An 18,890-nucleotide genomic window follows, 5' to 3' on the forward strand; every position below is an offset into this window, starting at 1 on the left:
CCCCCTAGTTTAAATCGATTCGTTTATTGAACACTCTATACATAACGTCTACTAATAGATTTACGAATACAAAAACTAATGAAGCTACAAGTACTCCACCTTGTACCATTGGAATATCACGTGTACGTATTGCATCTACTATCATTCGACCTAAACCATTTATGGCAAATACTGATTCTACTAAGACAGTTCCCCCTAGTAAACTACCAAACTGTAACCCAACGACTGTAATAACAGGAATCAATGCGTTTCGTAAAGCATGTTTATAAATAATCACTTGACCTTTAAGTCCTTTTGCTTTTGCGGTACGTATATAGTCTTGCCCAACAACCTCGAGCATACTGGAACGCGTCATACGCGCTACAATAGCTGCTCCTCCTGCACCAAGCGTAATAGCCGGTAAAATTATATGTGCTAAACTATCCCACCCAGCTACTGGCAGCCACTGCAACTTAACCGAGAACACGTACATCAGTAATAGACCTAACCAAAAGCTTGGCAGTGATATTCCAAGCAACGCTATAACCATTACTGTAATATCAGAAAATGAGTATGGTCTCACTGCTGAAATAATTCCAGCAATTAGTCCGAGTACTATTGTTATAGTAATACTAAAAAAAGCAAGCTCCATTGTAATAGGTAGTCTAATCATAATTTCATCTAACACTGGTTGATTATTTTTGAGCGAATTTCCTAAATCTCCTTGAAATACATTACCTACATACGAAAGATATTGTTCGTGAAGTGGTTTGTTTAAACCTAAGTCTTCTCTTAATTCATTAATAGTTTCTTTCGAAGCTCCCTCTCCTGCCATAATAACGGCCGGATCTCCGGGAACCATTTGCATAATTAAAAACACAACTAAGGTGACACCTAATATGACAGGAACAATCTGCACCAAGCGTTTCATTATAAATAAAAACATTATGAATCCCCCTTTTATTTTTTCATTCTAGGATCTAAAGCATCGCGCAATCCGTCTCCAAATAAGTTAAAGCCTAATACTAAAACAGATATCATAAGCCCCGGAAAGATGGCCATATAAGGTGCACTAAAAATAAAATCCCTACCACTAGACAGCATTGCCCCCCATTCTGGTGATGGTGGCTGAGCACCTAAACCTAAAAAGGATAACCCTGCTGCTGACAAAATAGCAGTAGCAAGCCTTAAAGAACCTTGAACAATAATTGGTGACAAAATATTAGGCAAAATGTGCCGGAAAATGATGATTAAATCGTTTGCTCCTAACGTACGAATCGCATCTATATATTCTAGTTTCTTTACTTCCATCGTTGATCCACGAACAATTCTTGCAAATAAAGGAATGGAAAAAACCCCTACAGCAATTGTTACATTTATAAGACTTGGTCCAAGTGCACTAATAATTGCAAGTGCCAATAAAATCCCTGGAAAGGCAAGCATTACGTCTAAGCAACGGCTTATAATAGTGTCTAACCATTTACCGTAGTAACCAGCAATCAGACCAAGAATTATCCCAAAAAATGCTCCAAAAAACACAGATGAAAAACCAACACCTAACGATAACCTAGAGCCATATAAGATACGACTTAATATGTCCCTTCCCTTATCATCGGTTCCCATCCAATGAGACAGAGACGGTGATTGCAACTTGTCTTGTAGATTAATTTCATATGGATCATAAGGTGCAAGAATTGGAGCTAAAAAAGTGAGGGATATATATAGGAAAATGATTACTCCTCCTACCATTGCCGCCTTATTTTGACCTATCGTCCAAAAAAATGACTTCCATTTTTCTCTCCGAACTTTCTTTCTTGCAATGATTAACGCTCCAACATCTACTTCTGTACTATTAATCGTCATTTTTAAAACCCCCATGTTCTGCATCCTTTTCGTAATAAGGTAACATCACGATATATAAGAAAAGAAAGAAAGTAAATAGAGTTGAAAACAATAGTCAAAATATTTTAAAAAATAGTAAATATTTTAAAAATATTATTAATTCTTTTATTTATAATTGAAAACTAGCAGCACAAAAAAACATTAGGGGGGAAACAAATGAAGAAATTTAAATGGTTACACATTATTGCATTTTTATCTGTTTTAGTACTCCTTTTACAAGGATGCTCAACAGGATCTTCAGGAGAAAAAGAAAATTCAGAAAGTAAAGAATCTGCAAGTGGAGATAAATCAGGAGGAAACCTTGTTGTCGTTCGCTTATCGGATGCAACTGGACTCGATCCACACTTTATTACAGATATACCTTCTGCGAACGTTGTTCACGGAAAAGTGTATGAAACGCTTGTTGCTTTTGATAAAGACAGAAAAATTGTCCCACTACTTGCTACTGAATGGAATCAAGTGGATGATTTAACTTGGGACTTCACATTAAGAGAGGGTGTAAAATTCCATGATGGAACACCATTTAATGCAGAAGCTGTAAAAGTAACTCTAGAAAGATTACTTGACCCTGCGACCGGGTCTCCACAAAAAGATAAATTAGGGATGATTTCAGAAGTAATTGTAAAAGACGAAACACATGTAACGCTTAAATTATCCGAGCCTTATGCTCCTTTGCTTTCCATTTTGGCAAGCAATGAAGGAAGTATCTTAAGTCCAAAATCTATTACTGAAACACCTGATCAATTAGCAACAACACCCGTTGGTACAGGTCCATTCGTGTTCGGTTCTTGGAAATCCGGACAACAAATTACCCTAAATAAGAACAATGACTACTGGGGTGAAAAAGTTAAAGTTGATAGTGTAGAATTCAAAGTAGTTCCAGAGGATGCAACACGACTAGCGATGGTTGAAAGTGGCGAAGCACATATTTCTGATCAAGTTCCTGTTACTGAAATTGATCGAATTGAAAATTCCGATAGTCTAAATCTTTTTAGAACAGATGGTTTAGCTGTAGAGTATGTAGGATTTAATACAACACAAGCTCCGTTTGACGATGTTAAAGTTCGACAAGCAGTTAGCTATGCAGTTGAAAGACAAGCAATTATCGATGGCGTTTATAATAACATCGGAACACTTGCAAACGTTGCAATGAGTCCAAAAGTGTTTGGTTATAGTAAAGATATTGAAGCGTACCCTTACGATGTAAACAAAGCAAAATCACTTTTAAAAGAAGCTGGCCACGAAAAAGGAATTAAAGCTACTCTTTTAACTAGTGACAGAAAAGAACGAATTAATATGGCAGAAGTTATTCAATCTCAGCTAAAAGGCATTGGAGTAGAAGTAGAAATACAAGTAATGGAATATGGTTCATATATCGAGCAGGTCGATAGTGGAAAACATCAAATGTTTATAGGGGGTTGGGGTAATGCAACAGGTGACGGAGACTACAACCAGTACAATCTATTCCATTCGGCATCTATAGGTTCTCCAGGTAACCATTTCTATTACCAAAATCCAGAGGTAGACAAACTAATTGAACAAGGTCGAGTAGAAGTAGAGCCTAATAAACGAGAAGAAATTTACAAACAAGCTATGCAGATTGAAATGGACGATGCTGTATATATCCCTATTAGAAACTACGAACATTTAGCTGTCTATAATAATGATGTTGAAAACTTTTGGTTAGACGCTTCAAATTACCTGATTCTAAATGAAGTGACAGTAAAATAATACACACTAGAGACTGGTTAACCAGTCTCTTTGAATATATCGGGAGGATAAAACATGAAAACTCTTCTTATTAAAAATGCTCTGCTTGAAACTGGTTTTGCTTTTGAAAATGGACGTGTTGTACAAACAAATACGGATCTTTTCGATGTACTTATTCAAGATGGGAAAATTACGGAAATTGAAAACCATATACAAACTTCTGGCTCTGACTATGAGGTAATCGAGGCACACGGAAAGCTGTTAATGCCTTCTTTTAGAGAGATGCATATACACGTGGACAAAACTTACTTCAGTGGTCCTTGGAAAGCATGTACACCGATTACAAATGGGATTTTGACAAGAATTGAAGAAGAACAAGAATTATTACCTGCCCAGCTTCCATTTGCCTTAAACCGAGCTGAAAAAATGATAGAGTGGCTCATTTCTCAAGGACATACACATATTCGCTCCCACTGTAATGTTGACCCACAAATAGGGACAAAACATATTGAAATTACTAAAGAAGCATTTAAAAAGTTTGAAAACCAAGTCACATATGACATTGTTGCTTTTCCACAACATGGGTTATTACGTTCAAAAGTTGAACCTTTAATGCGTGAAGCTATGAAATTGGGTGCAACGCTTGTTGGTGGAGTTGACCCAGCTACTATTGATCGAGATATCGATCGTTCGTTGAACTTAACAATGGACATTGCAGTAGAATCCGGAAAAGGCGTAGACATTCATATTCATGATCCAAATTCTCTTGGTGCATTCGAATTTTATAAGCTAGCAGAACTAACAAAGCAAGCAAAAAAAGATGGGCAAGTTACGATTAGCCATGCAATGGCTTTAGGAGATCTTCACGGTAAAGAATTAGAAGAATTAGTGGCAGTTTTAGCTGAGTCAAAAATTGATGTCACATCAACTGTCCCTATCGGCCGATCCACTATACCTATCCCTTATTTACATGAGAATGGAGTCCTTGTTTCCCTTGGTCATGATAGTCTTACTGATCATTGGTCTCCTTTTGGTACAGGTGATACAATTGAAAAATTAAGCATTTTAGCCGAGAGATTTAAGTTTATCGATGAATACTCCTTAAATCGTTGTTGGAAATATGCATCAGGTGGTATTACCCCTCTTACTGATTCCGGAGACAGAGTTTGGCCAAAAATAGGAGATAGAGCAAATGTACTTCTTCTCGATGCTGTATGCTCCGCTCAAGCCGTTGCTAGAAGACGCCCGATAACGCATGTCATATCAAATGGAAACATTGTCTATATAAATGACGAGGTTCTAGCTAAGGAGGTAACACAATGAGTAAAGTTAAATGGCTTTCAAATGTTAAATTAGAAATAGGAGAGAAATTACTCCACAATGGAACAATAGAAACTGAAACCGGGTTATTTCATCTTAAAGTAGAAGATGGGAAAATTGTTGATCAGTTAACAGCAGATGAAAATGTACCTGCAGGTTATGACATTATTGATATGAAACAAAAACTAGCATTACCCACTTTTAAAGAAATGCATAATCATTTAGACAAAACATATATGACATTGGACTGGAAAGCCTGTACCCCTGTAGCAAACTTAAAAGAGCGTTTGGATCTTGAAGCTCAAGAATTATCTATCCTAGCAGGAAGCGCACAGCAAAGAGCAACGAAAATGATCGAAACATTACTTCAATCTGGTTCAACTCATATTCGTACCCACGTAAATATTGATCCATATATTGGACTGAAAAATTTAGAAGGTGTAGTAGCTGCTCTTGAAACATTCAAAGGCAAAGTAACCGCTGATATTATTGCATTTCCACAACATGGCCTATTACGTGAATCAGTTCCTCAACTTATGAGAGAAGCTATGAGAAGTGGAGCAACAATGGTTGGTGGATTAGACCCAGCAGGGATAGATCGTGCTATTGAAAAATCTTTATATGAAGTAATGGATATTGCAACTGAATTTGATGCTGATGTCGACATTCATTTACATGATGGTGGACATGTCGGCTATTATACGACAGATAAATGGATAGATATTGTACTGGAAGCAAACTATCGTGGACGAACTGCTTTAAGTCATTCCTTCTGTCTTGGGGACATCCCAATTCCACAACAAATCGTTGTTGCAAACCGTCTTGCAGAGGCAGATGTAGCCATTATGTCGACAATTCCTATCAATTTAAATCGAGTGATTCCGCCGATCGACCTGTTAGATAATCATGGAGTAAAAGTACACTTTGGTTGTGATGGTTTTTATGATTCTTGGAGTCCATATGGGAATGGTGATGTATTAGAGAAAGCGACACGTTTTTGCGAACTTACAAATAAAAAGGATGAAAAATCATTAAGAAATGCACTAAAATGGGTAACTGGTGGAATATTACCTTTAAATAAAGAAGGTCAAAAGGTTTGGCCAAATATTCAAGATGACGCAAATTTTATATTTTTTGACGCCGCTTCTTCCGCAGAAGTTGTAGCTAGAAAACCTAAAAATCGTTTAGTGATGGTAAAAGGCGAATTATTATAATGGACCTAAAAGAGAAAGAGGTACCTCTTTCTCTTTTAACTTTTGGTTTTTATATTTATAATGAATGATTTGAAGTGCTTAATAGAATATGTTCTTGCGCAAACTAAAGGGAAGATCACGGATGAACCTCCGCAGGATGAATCGCTCCTTCGTCTTGTCGCTCCCCCACCCTGTACGGGGCCTCATTCTTCGCGCTCTTGCTGCATGTAAAGCGTACCGCCCTGAATCATCTGATGTAAATGAAAACTATTAAATATAGAAGTAAGCCTACCCAGTTCTCAATATCACTTCATCTAAAAGAGTCTACTTTAATTTCTTATCAAGAGAAATACACTGACATTCACAAAAAACAACTCTTAGTTCAGTGCAACTTCATTGAAAATAAACAGAGCTTAACTTTTGAAACCCAAAGGAGGATTAGTACTTTTCATGAATAAAGAATGGTTTACTTATTTAGTTCTTTTAGGATGCGTTATTGCTTGGGGAAGTAATTTCGTCTTTGGATCTATTTTGGTGGACGTATTTGATCCGAGTATAATAGCATTTTTTCGTTTAATATTTATCGTTATTTTTCTTTTCTTCATGACCTATCGAACTATTAAAATACAGGAACTAACCTTACATAATTACATTTGGTTAGGAGTAGCTGGATTTATAGGAGTATCGTTAAATCAATGGAGCTTCTATGCGAGCCTTCAATATACAGAACCAGTTACAGCATCACTCATCCTCGCTTTGTCGCCAATAGTTACGGCCATACTTTCGTCTTACTATTTTAAAGAGAGAAAGACATTACAATTTTGGTTGGGCTCCTTAGTTGCTTTGTTAGGAGTTTGGCTTGTAATAACTAATGGATCATTGCTTGTACCTAATTTCGGAAAAGGCGAGCTATTAATCAGTCTAACCATGTTAACCTTTTCTGTTTTCCTAATTTTTGTTCAACATCTTTCCAAGTCTATTCATCCTTCTACTATTACTCTATTAAGCAATCTCTTTGGATTAGTTGGATTACTTCCTTTTGTCCCTTGGAATAAAGCCTATCTAGTATTGTCTGTTCCCCTTTCCTATTGGTTGTTACTTATTATAACGGCGATTATTATGCATGGTCTTTGTACGTATTTATGGAATAGCTCCATCCATAAAGTTGGAGCTTCTAAAGCTGCACTTTTATTGAACCTGGAACCTTTTGTTGCAATGATCTTTGGATTCTTTCTATTAGATATTAATATTCAAGCACTTCAAATGATTGGTGCAATTGTTATTATCATAGGTGTATCTATTTCACTGAAGCCCAACGCAAATTATTAATCCGAAGCCCATCTTTTTACAGATAGTGGTGAAAAAATTTTCTTGTCGTTATAAAATACTTCTATAAGGGTCGGTCAAAATGAATACTTAAATAATGGAAGATATCGTGAAGGTCGCAAGTATTCAAAACGATGTTAAATCATTGTTTACTTATATTTTTTAGCAAAGTGAGGAATTAAAATGAAAGAACTTACCGAAGAGATACTAAAATTTCGTGATGATCGGGGTTGGGGTGGAAATCATGATGCGCGTAGCCTAGCAATATCTGTTTCCTTAGAAGCAAGTGAATTATTAGAGCATTTTCAATGGGTCTCCTCAGAGGAAGCTATTCAAAAGGACAAGCAGGCAATAGTTGAAGAGGCAGCAGACGTTTTTATTTACCTCTTACAACTGGCGAACGTGTTAGACATTGACCTAAAAGAAGCAGCGCAACAAAAATTAAAGAAAAATGCAGTAAAATATCCTATCCCAACAAACTTGTAATTTACTTTATATGGTTCTATTACCATCGTTATTCACTAGTATAAACAATTACAATGAAATATCCTATATATGGCTTACTTGACCAAAATTTTGTAAGACTAATAAATTTAGGAGAATACCTATGAAGAAATTATTATCAATATTATTAACTGCATTTTTAGTGGTTGCATGTTTTGTTGCTCCCCTCACTTCTGTCGAAGCCGCTTCACTTTCAAAAGCTGAATCATTAGTGAAAATTGCAGAACAACATGCCGGAGCTTTAAAATGGCAAATTTCTTATGAACTTACAAAAGAAATTAAAAATCCTGATATGAAAATCTTTAACGACACAAAAAATGCATATTTAAACGCTAAGAAGGAACTAGATCAATTAAGTGGTCAAAAGAAAGAGGATTTAAAGAAGCGTTTAGAAAATAACGTTGGTATTCACTATACCCGTGCAATGGGATATATTGATGCAATTACTTCTGGTAAGAAAATAGTGGATAAAACAAATAAATTTAATACTTTATTTGCAGCCAATCCAACAGCTGATGCTACTGAAAAAAGTTACCATGAATTATCTAGTGAGATACGCAAACAAGCGATTTTACTTTATCGTGTTTATGGAAAGTCAACAAGAGATGCAATATTAGTTAAATACAAAACTCCAGGTGAAAAGGCACTTCAGACATCTAAATATGTTATTTCTGCAAAAATGCATTTGGATGCATTAGAAAGAATGATTGCTGAAAACGCTGATCAACAAACAGTTGAAACACAAGTTATTGGATTCTTTGACTTACTCGATGCAATTGAAGATGAAGCTATCATAAACGAACTTTATGAAACTTATTATGAAATGATAAGAAATGATTCCAGCTTTCTAGCACAAGAGAGCGAGATTATTGAGTTCTTCAAAAAATCCGATGAATACTCAAATGAAGAAAACCTTGAAGCAACACTTAGTTTATATAGCGAAGAATACCCTGGCTATGAAACTCTAAGTGAATTAATTGGCTCTACCTTCCAAGACTATGACATAAAATACGAGACGTTAGGTTTGGAAGTTCAATATATTTTAGAAGGTACTGCATTCGTTATTCATGATCAAAAAGTAACTATGGATGAAAATGATTCATTTGAATATACCGCTTATTACATTTTAGAAAAAGATGAAGCTGGTAACTGGAAATACCTCGATTCATTTGATGAATCTGATTTTGAAGAAGTAGAATAATATATTACCAACTGCAGTAATACTTGTAGAAATACGAGTGCTGCAGTTTTTTTATGGATGGCTCTGTTATTACGGATAATCTATACGTGTGTTTCACTGCTTAGAATAGACACGGATATGCGCTTACCGCACGCAAATCATGACCCTCCTCAGGATGAGTCGCCCCTTTGTCTCTCCTATTCACCACTGTCTATAAAAAAAATCCCATTTATAAATCATTAATAACAGTATTTAGGATTTCCAATACTATGGAGCACATTTTAATAGAAAACCTTATGACTAACACCCCTGCATTCGCGCCTTCCCAGCCGCAAGACGCGCCGTATGAGACAGATGGATGCGCCTAGCGCATACAGCGGCTCATGCGGACGTACGGCCAGCGCGAATGCATATAGATAAGTAGTATTTCATATGACCTAAAACCTAATAAACTCCTATTTCAACATGAGAAAGGGCCTAGTACCTTACGATTTTCATATGAACAATGAAATTTAAAAGGGATTTATGAATAAATACAATTAACTTCTACTATAAATAAGATGGAGCAATTTTTTTAGATGTAACAGCATGATAGTCTGCGACGTCTAATCAAATGTTAGAAAATAAAACATTTTTTGGGGGTTATGAAATGACTAGAAGTGCAAAAAAGCTACTAATCACAGGTTTAACCATCGGACTATTAACTGTACCATTTTCACAAAATGCTAACGTCCTTGCAAAAGAACAAACAAAAGTCGACCAAAAAGCGAAACAAAATGAACTGTCTACAAAAAAAGTGATAGATTTAGCAAAGGAATTTAACACAATAGCTAGTTATATTCAACGCGGAGGAGATTATAAGAAAGGGGAATATAAAACCTTTACTTACAACAAAAAAACCTATCGCTATTTATCGAGTTCTATCGATACTAAAAAAGAACTAAAAGCATACTTAGAAAAGGTTTTAGTACCTGCTGAAGCAGAGCAATTTATAAAAAGTAGAGGAATTATTGAATATAAAGGAAAATTAGCACAAGTAGAAGCAGATGGTGGTTCCTTATTACAATGGGAAAAGGCAACTGCTCAGTTTGTGAAGAAAGATAAAAATAATCTTCAATACCGTCTAACTGTACCTGTCTGGAATACAAACGAAAAACAAAACTTTCTCATTGAATATCAATTTGTAAACAACAAAGCTGGATGGAAAATCAGTAAAGAACCAATTCAAGAAAAGAATACTGATCTTACGGATAAAGTAGCAGTTGAACTAGCAGCTAAATTTGCACAGGCTACACTCTATGTGCAGGCTGGCGGAGAATATAGCCCAGGAGAATACAAAACATTTCTTCATAACGGTTCTACCTATCGTTACCTTTCAAGCAAAATTGACACAAAAGCTAAGTTACTGAGCTACTTAATGCAATCCATGACACAAGTTGCTGCTGAGCAGTTTATAAAAGACCTTGGAATCATCGAGTACAAAGGAAAACTCGCACAAATTGAAGCAGATGGTGGTACTTTAGCACAATGGAATAAAGCAACTGCGGAGTTAATCAAAAAGGATAAAAACTCCACGTATTATAAAGTGATTGTTCCTATTGGAAACACGAACGAAAAACAAGTGTATATTGTAGAATATCAAAATGTAAATAATGTTGGTTGGCGAGTTAGCAAAAAGCCTTATTGGGAATTAGATATTCCAGGAAGTGTAAACCCTATTTATGTTCTCTTCAATTATTTACTAATTGATTCTAAAGTTGCTCAAAATCAGTTCCTACCTCATTCTACTTTTGATGTGACCGAATTTAAAAAAGGCATAAAAAAACTTGAGTTCGTAAATCTGAAAGAAACAGAAAGAAACAATTCACAAGTTGAATTTCTAGTTACGATAAAAGTGGAAGTAGAAAATAATTATAATGGTCCTTTAACAAACGGATTAAATAAAATGTTATTTACCGTCCAACCGTCCGGTTACATGGAATTTAAAATCGACCAAGTCGGCATTGTAAACATGTATTAGTTACACTAGTTTCTCCTAAGAAAATGGTAAAGTTTTAAAAGCTAAGGTTTTATTAATATTACCTTTTGTTTTATAGCGTTTAATTGGCGATGGCTTTTATAACTTCTACAAACATGAATTAAGAAAATATTCCTAATTTTGAAGTGATTTTAGACGAATTAGGGTATACTTAAAATATGTGATGTGTTTTATTACGTATAGGAGGTATGTATATGTCAGTCGCTAGTGCCGCTTCACAAGTAAATCTTGATTTTCTTATAAATGATTTAGGTTTTCGTCAAGTATCCAATACTTCCATATTTCAAAAAGAACATTTTTTTATCATTTCTCCCTCTGTTCAAAACAAATCAAATTCGTTTGAACTGGGTGACTCGCTTATGAAAAAATACAATCCTGATAAAGTTGAAGGATACTTGCTTATTCGTATTAAAGATAAGTTCCTTATGGCAAAACTTCATTCTTTTCAAAGAAAAATGATGACTATGGAAACGGAAAAAAGCACAAAGAGTAAGCCTTCCTTTTGGAAGTTCAATGTAATCGAATCTATTGTACCAAAAATTGTAAATAGTGAAGATCGATCATTGATGTATAAAATTCAAGCTCCATCCAATAAACAGTTGATTTCATTTTTCAATAAATAAAAGTAAAGAAGCACTTAAATCTTCTATCCATCGGTTAGAGATTTAAGTGCTTTTTTCATTGTCTTAAAAAAATATTATATTAAAAGAATGTTCAAAATATTTTATAAAAGGCATTGTATATTTCTTTCTTACTAGTTACTATTAATTTATAAAAGTAGATTAGAAGAGGTACAACATTGGAAAATATAACCATGCATTTTCTGTTTAATCTTTCCTTATTAATCCTTTTACTTTTCGTTAGTTTGACCATTATTCGTACAATGAGTAGTAAAAGTATTTTTAACTTCAAGCGAACAGGTTTACTTTATTGTGTTATTTCTTTAATACTCTGTTTCCTCTATTCCTATCAATTAGGCGATGAAGCTGTTTTAGATCTGAGAATTGTTCCTTTTTTAATAGGATCGCTTTACTTAAGAATTAGCCATATACTTTTTGTAGTAATTATTGTCAGTCGTGGGTTATACGGAATTGATTTCGGATTCTTTTTCGGACTATTAATTTATTCTATTATTAGCCCTATATTATGGTTTATTTCCCCATGGTTTCTAAAGCTAGCGTCCAAACATCGAATTCTTTTATTGATGGGAATATCTATATTCATAAGTGTAGGTATATTAATAGTAGTTTTATATGAATCATCGGCTGGTCATACATGGGATTTGATATTTGCCTATATTATTGTTCCTCCACTTGGTGTTGCAATGATTGCATATATCATCGAGGCAACAGAAAAAAATATTCAATTGCATCAACAAATAATAAAAGCAGAGAAATTAGAAGCGGTAGAACAAATGGGAGCAGCAATTTCCCATGAAATACGAAATCCATTAACAACTGCGATTGGTTTTGTGGAACTGCTTTCCAATAACTCACTAAAGGATAATAAAAGAGTTCAATATCTTTCTATTTTAAAAGAAGAATTGGATGCAGCAGAAGGAATTATCCAAGACTATCTAACCTTTTCTAAACCAATAATTGAATCAGATGAAAAACTGCAAATCGATACTGAACTTACTCATACTTTAAAGTTGCTTAAGCCTTTAGCAAATCTTCATTCTGTGAAAATTATTACCCATTTCTCATCAACTCAATTTATCGAAGCTGATCGTTCGAAATTTCAACAAGCATTTATCAATATTATTAAAAACTATATCGATTGCATGCCACACGGTGGCACCTTATTAATAGAAACTGTTGATACCAAAACGAGTATTTTAATCTCAATTACAAACGATGGTGTGTTAAATGGAGAACAACTATCTACTTTGACTTGCAGAATGACAGCCGCCTTCAATATTGTACGTGATTTGAAAGGAGCAATAGATATTAGGAGTCGAAATGGAAAGGATACTATTTTCAGATTTTCCTTTAAATCAATAAAATATTAATTATATAATTCTCTACCTAAACCGTTGTTGAAGAGAGGTATTTCTTTGGATTTAACAGAGCACTTTTTTTTCAATTTGTCTTTATTGATTGTATTAATGTTTTTTTGTGTATTATGGGTTGAACGGTTAAACAATTTACTACAAATTCAACAGATTGCCATTCTATATTTTGTTGTTAGCTTCTTCTTATGTTTTGCATTTAGCTATCCAATACATGACGGCTTTCTGTTTGACTTAAAAAATATTCCCCTCATTATAAGCGGTCTCTATATGGGGCTAGGACCTTTATTAGGGTTACTAACCATCTGCATTAAAGCATTTTATGGAATTAACGATTCTTTTTGGGTGACTTTTACGCTTTATGGTGTAATAACAATTTCGCTATGGCGACTTTCTCCAGTTTTTTTAAAACTATCTTCTAATCAACGCATATATTTTTCTGTTGGACTAACTTTTCTCTTCAGTTTAATACAAACAGTATTGGAATTTTTGCATCTACCATATCCTAAATATGATTTGTATTTTGCTGTTTTATTTATACAGCCTTTAGGAGTTGGAATGATTGCATATTTTATAGAAGAAATTACTAGAACCATCCTGTTGCGACAGCATCTTTTAAATTCAAAAAGGCTGGAAGCAGTTGAACAAATGGGGGCTTCTATTTCGCATGAAATTCGCAATCCGTTGACTGCAGCGATTGGTTTTGTTCAACTTTTGCAGAGTGAAAATATTTCTATGGAGAGCCGTGCTCAATATCTCTCGATTATAAAAAAAGAACTAAAATCAGCAGAAAGGGTTATTCAAGATTATCTAACTTTTTCTAAAACAGAAGACTTTTTAACAGAAACTATTCATGTTCATGATCAGCTCATGCAAGCTATTCAAGCACTGCAATTAACTGCAAAGAAAAAGTCCATCAAGATCAAAACATTCTTCTCAAATGATTTAGTGATAATTGGTGACAAGCAAAAGTTTCATCAATGCTTCATAAACATTATGAAGAATGGAATCGAAGCAATGCCTAGAGGAGGAACATTGACCATTGAAACAGAGTCTACCTCTTCAGCAGTTAACATTCTAATTAAAGATACAGGAACAGGCATGACACCTGATCAATTGGTACGTTTAGGAGAACCTTATTATTCCACAAAGGGAAATAAAGGGACAGGCCTTGGTCTGATGGTAGTCTATAGTATCGTAAGTGCTATGAATGGAACAATCCATGTGGAAAGTGAAATAAATTCGGGTACGACCTTTAAGTTTACGTTCCCCTTATTATCTCAGTCTTTAGAACAAATAGAAATTCTCGAAAATAAAAAGGAATATGTTTTAAGTTAAACATGTCACGCACTGAGCTAATAGCTCAGTGCTTTTTTATGATTAAATTGAGTTTAATAAGCCATATTAGTAAAGAACGTTAATAGGAGAAAGGAGAATTCACTTGGGAAGAGACAATAAGCAAGGAAAAAGTAAAAATAAAGATTCGCTACCACAGACCCCAAAAAACCAAAAGATAAAGCCAAATGAAATTCAAGAAGAGTTTTCACGTGAATTTGCTGAACTCAGAGAAAAAGGAACAAACAAGTTAAATAATAAGAAGAGCTAATTGTGAAAACAATCCCACTAGAATTTCAACTAGTGGGATTTATCCTTTCTTTAACATATTGCATTACTTGTTCAGATGTCTGCAAAAACAAGGCTTTATCTACAAGTTCCTTCATTTCACTTTCCTTCAAATGATTGATTTGATTTCTAGCTTTTAACATGGATGGTGCGCTCATAGAAAACTCATCTAATCCTAGCCCTAGCAATAATGGAATTGCTATGGAATCCCCAGCCATTTCTCCGCACATCCCTACCCACTTTCCTTTTGCATGTGCAGCGTCGATGACCATTTTGACTAATCTTAAGATTGCAGGATGATATGGTTGATACAAATAAGATACATGCTCGTTCATTCTATCCGCTGCCATTGTATATTGGATTAAATCATTCGTTCCTATACTAAAAAAATCAACTTCATTTGCAAATTGATCAGCCACTATTGCTGTAGAAGGGATTTCTACCATTATTCCAATTTCAATATGTTTACCTACCTCGAATCCTTCCTTTAAAAGAACTGCTTTTTCGTTTAATAAAAGCCGCTTTGCTTCTCGGAATTCTTCTAGAGTTGCAATCATTGGGAACATTATTTTAAGATTTCCAAAATTACTTGCTCGGAGCAAAGCACGTAATTGAACTCGGAATAATTCTTGTTCTGCTAAACAAAGACGAATTGCACGGAAACCTAAAAATGGGTTTAACTCCTTAGATAAGTTCAGATAAGGAAGCTTTTTGTCGCCACCAATATCCAATGTTCTAACGACCACTGGCTTATCTTTCATCTTTTCTAGGACTTGTTTATATGCTTGAAATTGTTCTTCCTCTGTAGGAAAATTATCTCTTTCCATATAAAGAAATTCAGTTCTGTAAAGGCCTACTCCCTCCCCTCCATATGCAATGACACTTTCTATGTCCCGTGGCGAACCAATATTAGCAGCAACTTCAACTTGTTTACCATCTAACGTGATCGTTCGTTTATTTTTAAGTAATGTTAATGTTTTCTCTTGAAGTTCATGCTTGTTTCGTCTCTCTATATATAAATCAATCTTTTCTTTAGATGGATTTATAAAAACTTCTCCATTATCTCCATCAATAATTAGTAAATCCCCATTTTTTATAGATGAGGTTGCCTTTAATGTACCTACAACGGAGGGAATCTCCAAAGATCGAGCCATAATAGCAGAATGGGATGTACGCCCACCCATGTCAGTTGTAAATCCCTTAGCATATTCCCTATTTAATTGTGCTGTGTCAGATGGCGCTAAATCTTTTGCAACTATTATTACCTCTTCATCAATCATTGCTATGTTAGGGATTTCTAACTTCAATAGCTTTGCTAATAGTCTTTTTGTGACATCTCTAATATCTGCGGCACGCTCCTGCATATATTCGTTATCCAATTGCTCAAACATCTCGATTAAAGCATCCGTAGTTTCTTGCAATGCAAACTCTACATTTACATTATCTACTTTTACTTTATTCTCTATCGTTCCCAATAGCTCTGGATCACTCAGAATTAGCAAATGAGCATCAAAAATTGCACCATGTTCTTCTCCTATACCATCTGCGGTACGATCTCTGATTTTTTGTATCTCTCTTTTTGCCTCTTGTAAAGCGGAGTGAAAACGAGTAATTTCTTCCTCCATGCTAGTAATGGCTTTTTTAATGACTGTAAGATTAGGTTCCACTAGCAAAAAAGCCTTCCCAATTGCAATTCCAGTGGATGCAGCTATCCCTTTTAAATTCACCATGTAGTAGTCCTGAGAATTATTATATTGATTGTTCTAAACATCGATCGTCCCCTTCTTGCTATAAAATCTATTACCATCATAGTAAAGCAATACAATACTTATTCTTAAAAAAGAAAAAAGCCCGGATTGTTTTAACCGAACTTTTCCTACTGTTGATATTTAGTACTTCTCTTACAAATTATCTTAAAATCCCAGTACTCAAAATAGAAGTATCCACTTGAATATCCCACTCTAACTTACTAATGGTTTCATTTGTTAATTCCTTGTCCCAATTTCCTTTGTAGTGCATTCGAAAATTTTCAGTTAAACCTATTGGGTCCACTTCTAGTTTTTTAATTTCCTCCAAAAAATTACTAATGTCTTGTTCAACTTTTTTATTCACATCTTTTTCCAGGTCAACGATGTTATCTATACTTTTTAACTTGTTTTCTCTCTCGCCTCTATATTCTATTAAAGTACCTGACATTTTTAGCACAATGTTCAATTTTGGTGCTTTTAAATCTTTATTACTTCTAATTTTTACTTTACTATCAATCAAGTCAATCAATAATTTTTCTTTTTGGTTTTCATTGTTAAGCTCGATATTTAGTGGTGCCAGTTTTTTTCTTCCTTGCAACGCCTGTATGATTAACCCTTCATTTGTAGATAAACTTTTGAGCATCCTTTTTTCTTTAAATAAAGCAATGCCATCAATATCTATTTTCCCGTCTTTAGTTTTTAGGAATGGAGCGATAGAGTCAAAATTAGGGTTGGTTTGTGTATACATAAAATCATGAATATTCGTATTTGGATTAAATGCTGTATTAACACTAGGCTGTAATAAATCGTTTAAATACATTATTACGCTAGGTTTATCTGGATATTCTTGTTTCAGCATATCTTCTGCACTTTCTTTAACTACTGCAATGAGTACTTTGTTACCAACTTCAGCGTTTCTATATAGCTGTTGAATTGCATTACGAACATCCCCTTGAAGTGCAAATTGCTCATTAACAAGAACAACCCGTAATTGATTTAGTACTATCTTTTTATCAGAAAGTGCTTCTATTTCCACTATTCCTTTTGATATCAAATCAGTGGAAACGCTGAAGATTTGTGTGTGCTCCTTCGCTTCTGGATCGTATTGCGGGATGGCTACCGTTATCTGTGTTTGCTCATCATCTATATAGTCAAATGCTAAGACTCCTACCATGCCTACATCTTCAAGAGGTATTTTTAATTCTTTTTCTGTACAACCTGCTAAGAATATAAAGCAGAAAGTAATTGCAAGCAATTTTAATTTTCCTTTCATTGTTGCACCTTCTTTTTTCTAAGTACATGTACAATACTCAAAAATATTGGCCAAACTACCAGCAGATAACCTGCATAAAAGCTTCCTTCATATAGTTTTTGCTTCATTTCATTAGAATAAGGGAAGATAATGATCAAAAAAACAACGGTAGTAAGTATATAAACATGAAGCTTGCTTTTTTTTGATCGAATGGAATCTAATCCTTTCTTCGCACTCCATAGGTATCCTGCCAATGATGACAAAACTAAAAATACCCACATCGTCATTCCAATAATATCTATTCTTTCTATAAAAGTAAGCTCACCTGCTTTAAACAATTGCAACACGGAGAATTCGACATTTTTTAATTGCCACTCTGAATAGTACATAACACTTACAAATGTTGTTATGAGACAAAGAATTATACTTATCCAAATTCCAATAGATGCATGTTTAAATGCCTTTTTTTGATTCACAATATAAGGATAATAAAACAAGATTAATTCATACCCAAGAATAGATAAATATCCTTTTCGTAAAGCTTCAAACATTTCTTTGAAATTGTAATTAAATAAAGGGAAAATATGACTTACATCTCCTTTTTCAATTGCCCATCGTAAAAAATATAGCATAGGTAATGTTAAAAAAAATGCCATCATACAAAATCGTGCAATAGATTTTATGCCACCTTGAACAATGTATATTAGAATCAAAATTAATAAAAATACAGGGGGAGTAATTTTTTGTTCTGGCAGGGCAGTAGTTTGAATGAGCTGCATATAGTTACTGATGATTGCAGCTAGAAACAAAGTAAATTGTAAAACAAAAAATATATTTATACTTTTACCTATCCATTTACCTAACAAAAGCTCGTTTATTCGAAACAAATTTTCATTTGGAAATTTAGACATAATCCATATCATTGGCCATAATGTTAAACTTGCAATTACACCTAGCACTAATGGAAAAAATGCCTCACTGTAACCTAAAGAACTTAGCCGTTGAGGAAGTGAAAGGATTCCAGTACCAAACATTGCACTTTGCGCCAAGAAAACTACATGATAACCATTCAAAAGCTTTCGTTTGTTTGTACTCACCCTAACC

16 protein-coding genes are annotated in these 18,890 nt (G+C 34.4%); 11 read left to right on the top strand and 5 right to left on the bottom strand.

Going from position 1 to position 18,890, the window contains the following annotated elements:
* Window positions 1-4: 4 nt before the first annotated feature.
* Both nikB and PGC35_RS04070 read right to left on the bottom strand, forming a co-directional pair.
* Window positions 5-925, bottom strand: a complete 921-nt coding sequence (gene nikB / locus PGC35_RS04065; protein WP_053590745.1) for a nickel ABC transporter permease — start codon at window positions 923-925, stop codon at window positions 5-7.
* A 14-nt stretch (window positions 926-939) separates the two neighbouring features.
* Window positions 940-1,842 carry an ABC transporter permease gene (locus PGC35_RS04070; protein WP_053590746.1) on the bottom strand — a complete coding sequence of 301 codons (903 nt, stop codon included), beginning with the start codon at window positions 1,840-1,842 and terminating at the stop codon, window positions 940-942.
* A gap of 195 nt (window positions 1,843-2,037) precedes the next feature.
* On the opposite strand from PGC35_RS04070, the gene PGC35_RS04075 reads away from it, so the two are divergent.
* The 11 genes from PGC35_RS04075 to PGC35_RS04125 all read left to right on the top strand — a co-directional run bounded on the left by PGC35_RS04075 (window position 2,038) and on the right by PGC35_RS04125 (window position 14,769).
* Entirely contained in the window at window positions 2,038-3,612 is a 1,575-nt protein-coding gene (locus PGC35_RS04075; RefSeq protein WP_375218291.1) for a glutathione ABC transporter substrate-binding protein, read from the top strand.
* Window positions 3,613-3,666: 54 nt separating this feature from the next.
* Window positions 3,667-4,914 (top strand): amidohydrolase family protein, encoded by a 1,248-nt coding sequence (locus PGC35_RS04080; RefSeq protein WP_375218292.1) that lies wholly within the window; start codon window positions 3,667-3,669, stop codon window positions 4,912-4,914.
* Complete coding sequence (locus tag PGC35_RS04085; RefSeq protein WP_375218293.1) at window positions 4,911-6,125, top strand: amidohydrolase; 1,215 nt, start codon at window positions 4,911-4,913, stop codon at window positions 6,123-6,125. Before PGC35_RS04080 ends, PGC35_RS04085 begins: the two co-directional genes overlap by 4 nt.
* A gap of 429 nt (window positions 6,126-6,554) precedes the next feature.
* Window positions 6,555-7,433: a DMT family transporter gene (locus PGC35_RS04090; RefSeq protein WP_053590750.1), complete on the top strand. Its 879-nt coding sequence runs from the start codon at window positions 6,555-6,557 to the stop codon at window positions 7,431-7,433.
* A gap of 180 nt (window positions 7,434-7,613) precedes the next feature.
* Complete coding sequence (locus tag PGC35_RS04095; RefSeq protein WP_275788503.1) at window positions 7,614-7,916, top strand: nucleotide pyrophosphohydrolase; 303 nt, start codon at window positions 7,614-7,616, stop codon at window positions 7,914-7,916.
* Window positions 7,917-8,037: 121 nt separating this feature from the next.
* The gene (locus tag PGC35_RS04100; RefSeq protein ID WP_375218294.1) at window positions 8,038-9,135 is read left to right on the top strand and encodes a hypothetical protein; all 1,098 of its coding nucleotides are present in this window, start codon (window positions 8,038-8,040) and stop codon (window positions 9,133-9,135) included.
* A gap of 628 nt (window positions 9,136-9,763) precedes the next feature.
* Window positions 9,764-11,134: a DL-endopeptidase inhibitor IseA family protein gene (locus PGC35_RS04105; RefSeq protein ID WP_375218295.1), complete on the top strand. Its 1,371-nt coding sequence runs from the start codon at window positions 9,764-9,766 to the stop codon at window positions 11,132-11,134.
* Window positions 11,135-11,346: 212 nt separating this feature from the next.
* Complete coding sequence (locus tag PGC35_RS04110) at window positions 11,347-11,775, top strand: hypothetical protein (RefSeq protein WP_053590754.1); 429 nt, start codon at window positions 11,347-11,349, stop codon at window positions 11,773-11,775.
* Window positions 11,776-11,951: 176 nt separating this feature from the next.
* A complete protein-coding gene (locus tag PGC35_RS04115) occupies window positions 11,952-13,163 on the top strand; it encodes a histidine kinase dimerization/phospho-acceptor domain-containing protein (protein WP_375218296.1) in 1,212 nt (403 codons plus the stop codon).
* Between the two features lie 45 nt (window positions 13,164-13,208).
* Entirely contained in the window at window positions 13,209-14,501 is a 1,293-nt protein-coding gene (locus PGC35_RS04120; protein WP_375218297.1) for an ATP-binding protein, read from the top strand.
* A gap of 103 nt (window positions 14,502-14,604) precedes the next feature.
* The gene (locus PGC35_RS04125) at window positions 14,605-14,769 is read left to right on the top strand and encodes a YfhD family protein (RefSeq protein ID WP_375218298.1); all 165 of its coding nucleotides are present in this window, start codon (window positions 14,605-14,607) and stop codon (window positions 14,767-14,769) included.
* A gap of 25 nt (window positions 14,770-14,794) precedes the next feature.
* Here the strand turns inward: PGC35_RS04125 and ptsP are convergent, their stop codons facing one another.
* The 3 genes from ptsP to PGC35_RS04140 all read right to left on the bottom strand — a co-directional run bounded on the left by ptsP (window position 14,795) and on the right by PGC35_RS04140 (window position 18,883).
* Window positions 14,795-16,516, bottom strand: coding sequence for a phosphoenolpyruvate--protein phosphotransferase (gene ptsP / locus PGC35_RS04130; RefSeq protein ID WP_375218299.1), 1,722 nt, complete (start codon window positions 16,514-16,516; stop codon window positions 14,795-14,797).
* Window positions 16,517-16,694: 178 nt separating this feature from the next.
* On the bottom strand, window positions 16,695-17,807 hold the full coding sequence (locus PGC35_RS04135) for a Ger(x)C family spore germination protein (RefSeq protein WP_375218300.1): 1,113 nt from the start codon (window positions 17,805-17,807) through the stop codon (window positions 16,695-16,697).
* Complete coding sequence (locus tag PGC35_RS04140) at window positions 17,804-18,883, bottom strand: GerAB/ArcD/ProY family transporter (RefSeq protein ID WP_375218301.1); 1,080 nt, start codon at window positions 18,881-18,883, stop codon at window positions 17,804-17,806. The genes PGC35_RS04135 and PGC35_RS04140 overlap by 4 nt, the downstream gene beginning before the upstream one ends.
* Between the last annotated feature and the right edge of the window lie 7 nt (window positions 18,884-18,890).

Origin of the sequence: Psychrobacillus sp. PGGUH221, assembly GCF_042055255.1 — a bacterium.
Classification (GTDB): Bacteria; Bacillota; Bacilli; order Bacillales_A; family Planococcaceae; genus Psychrobacillus.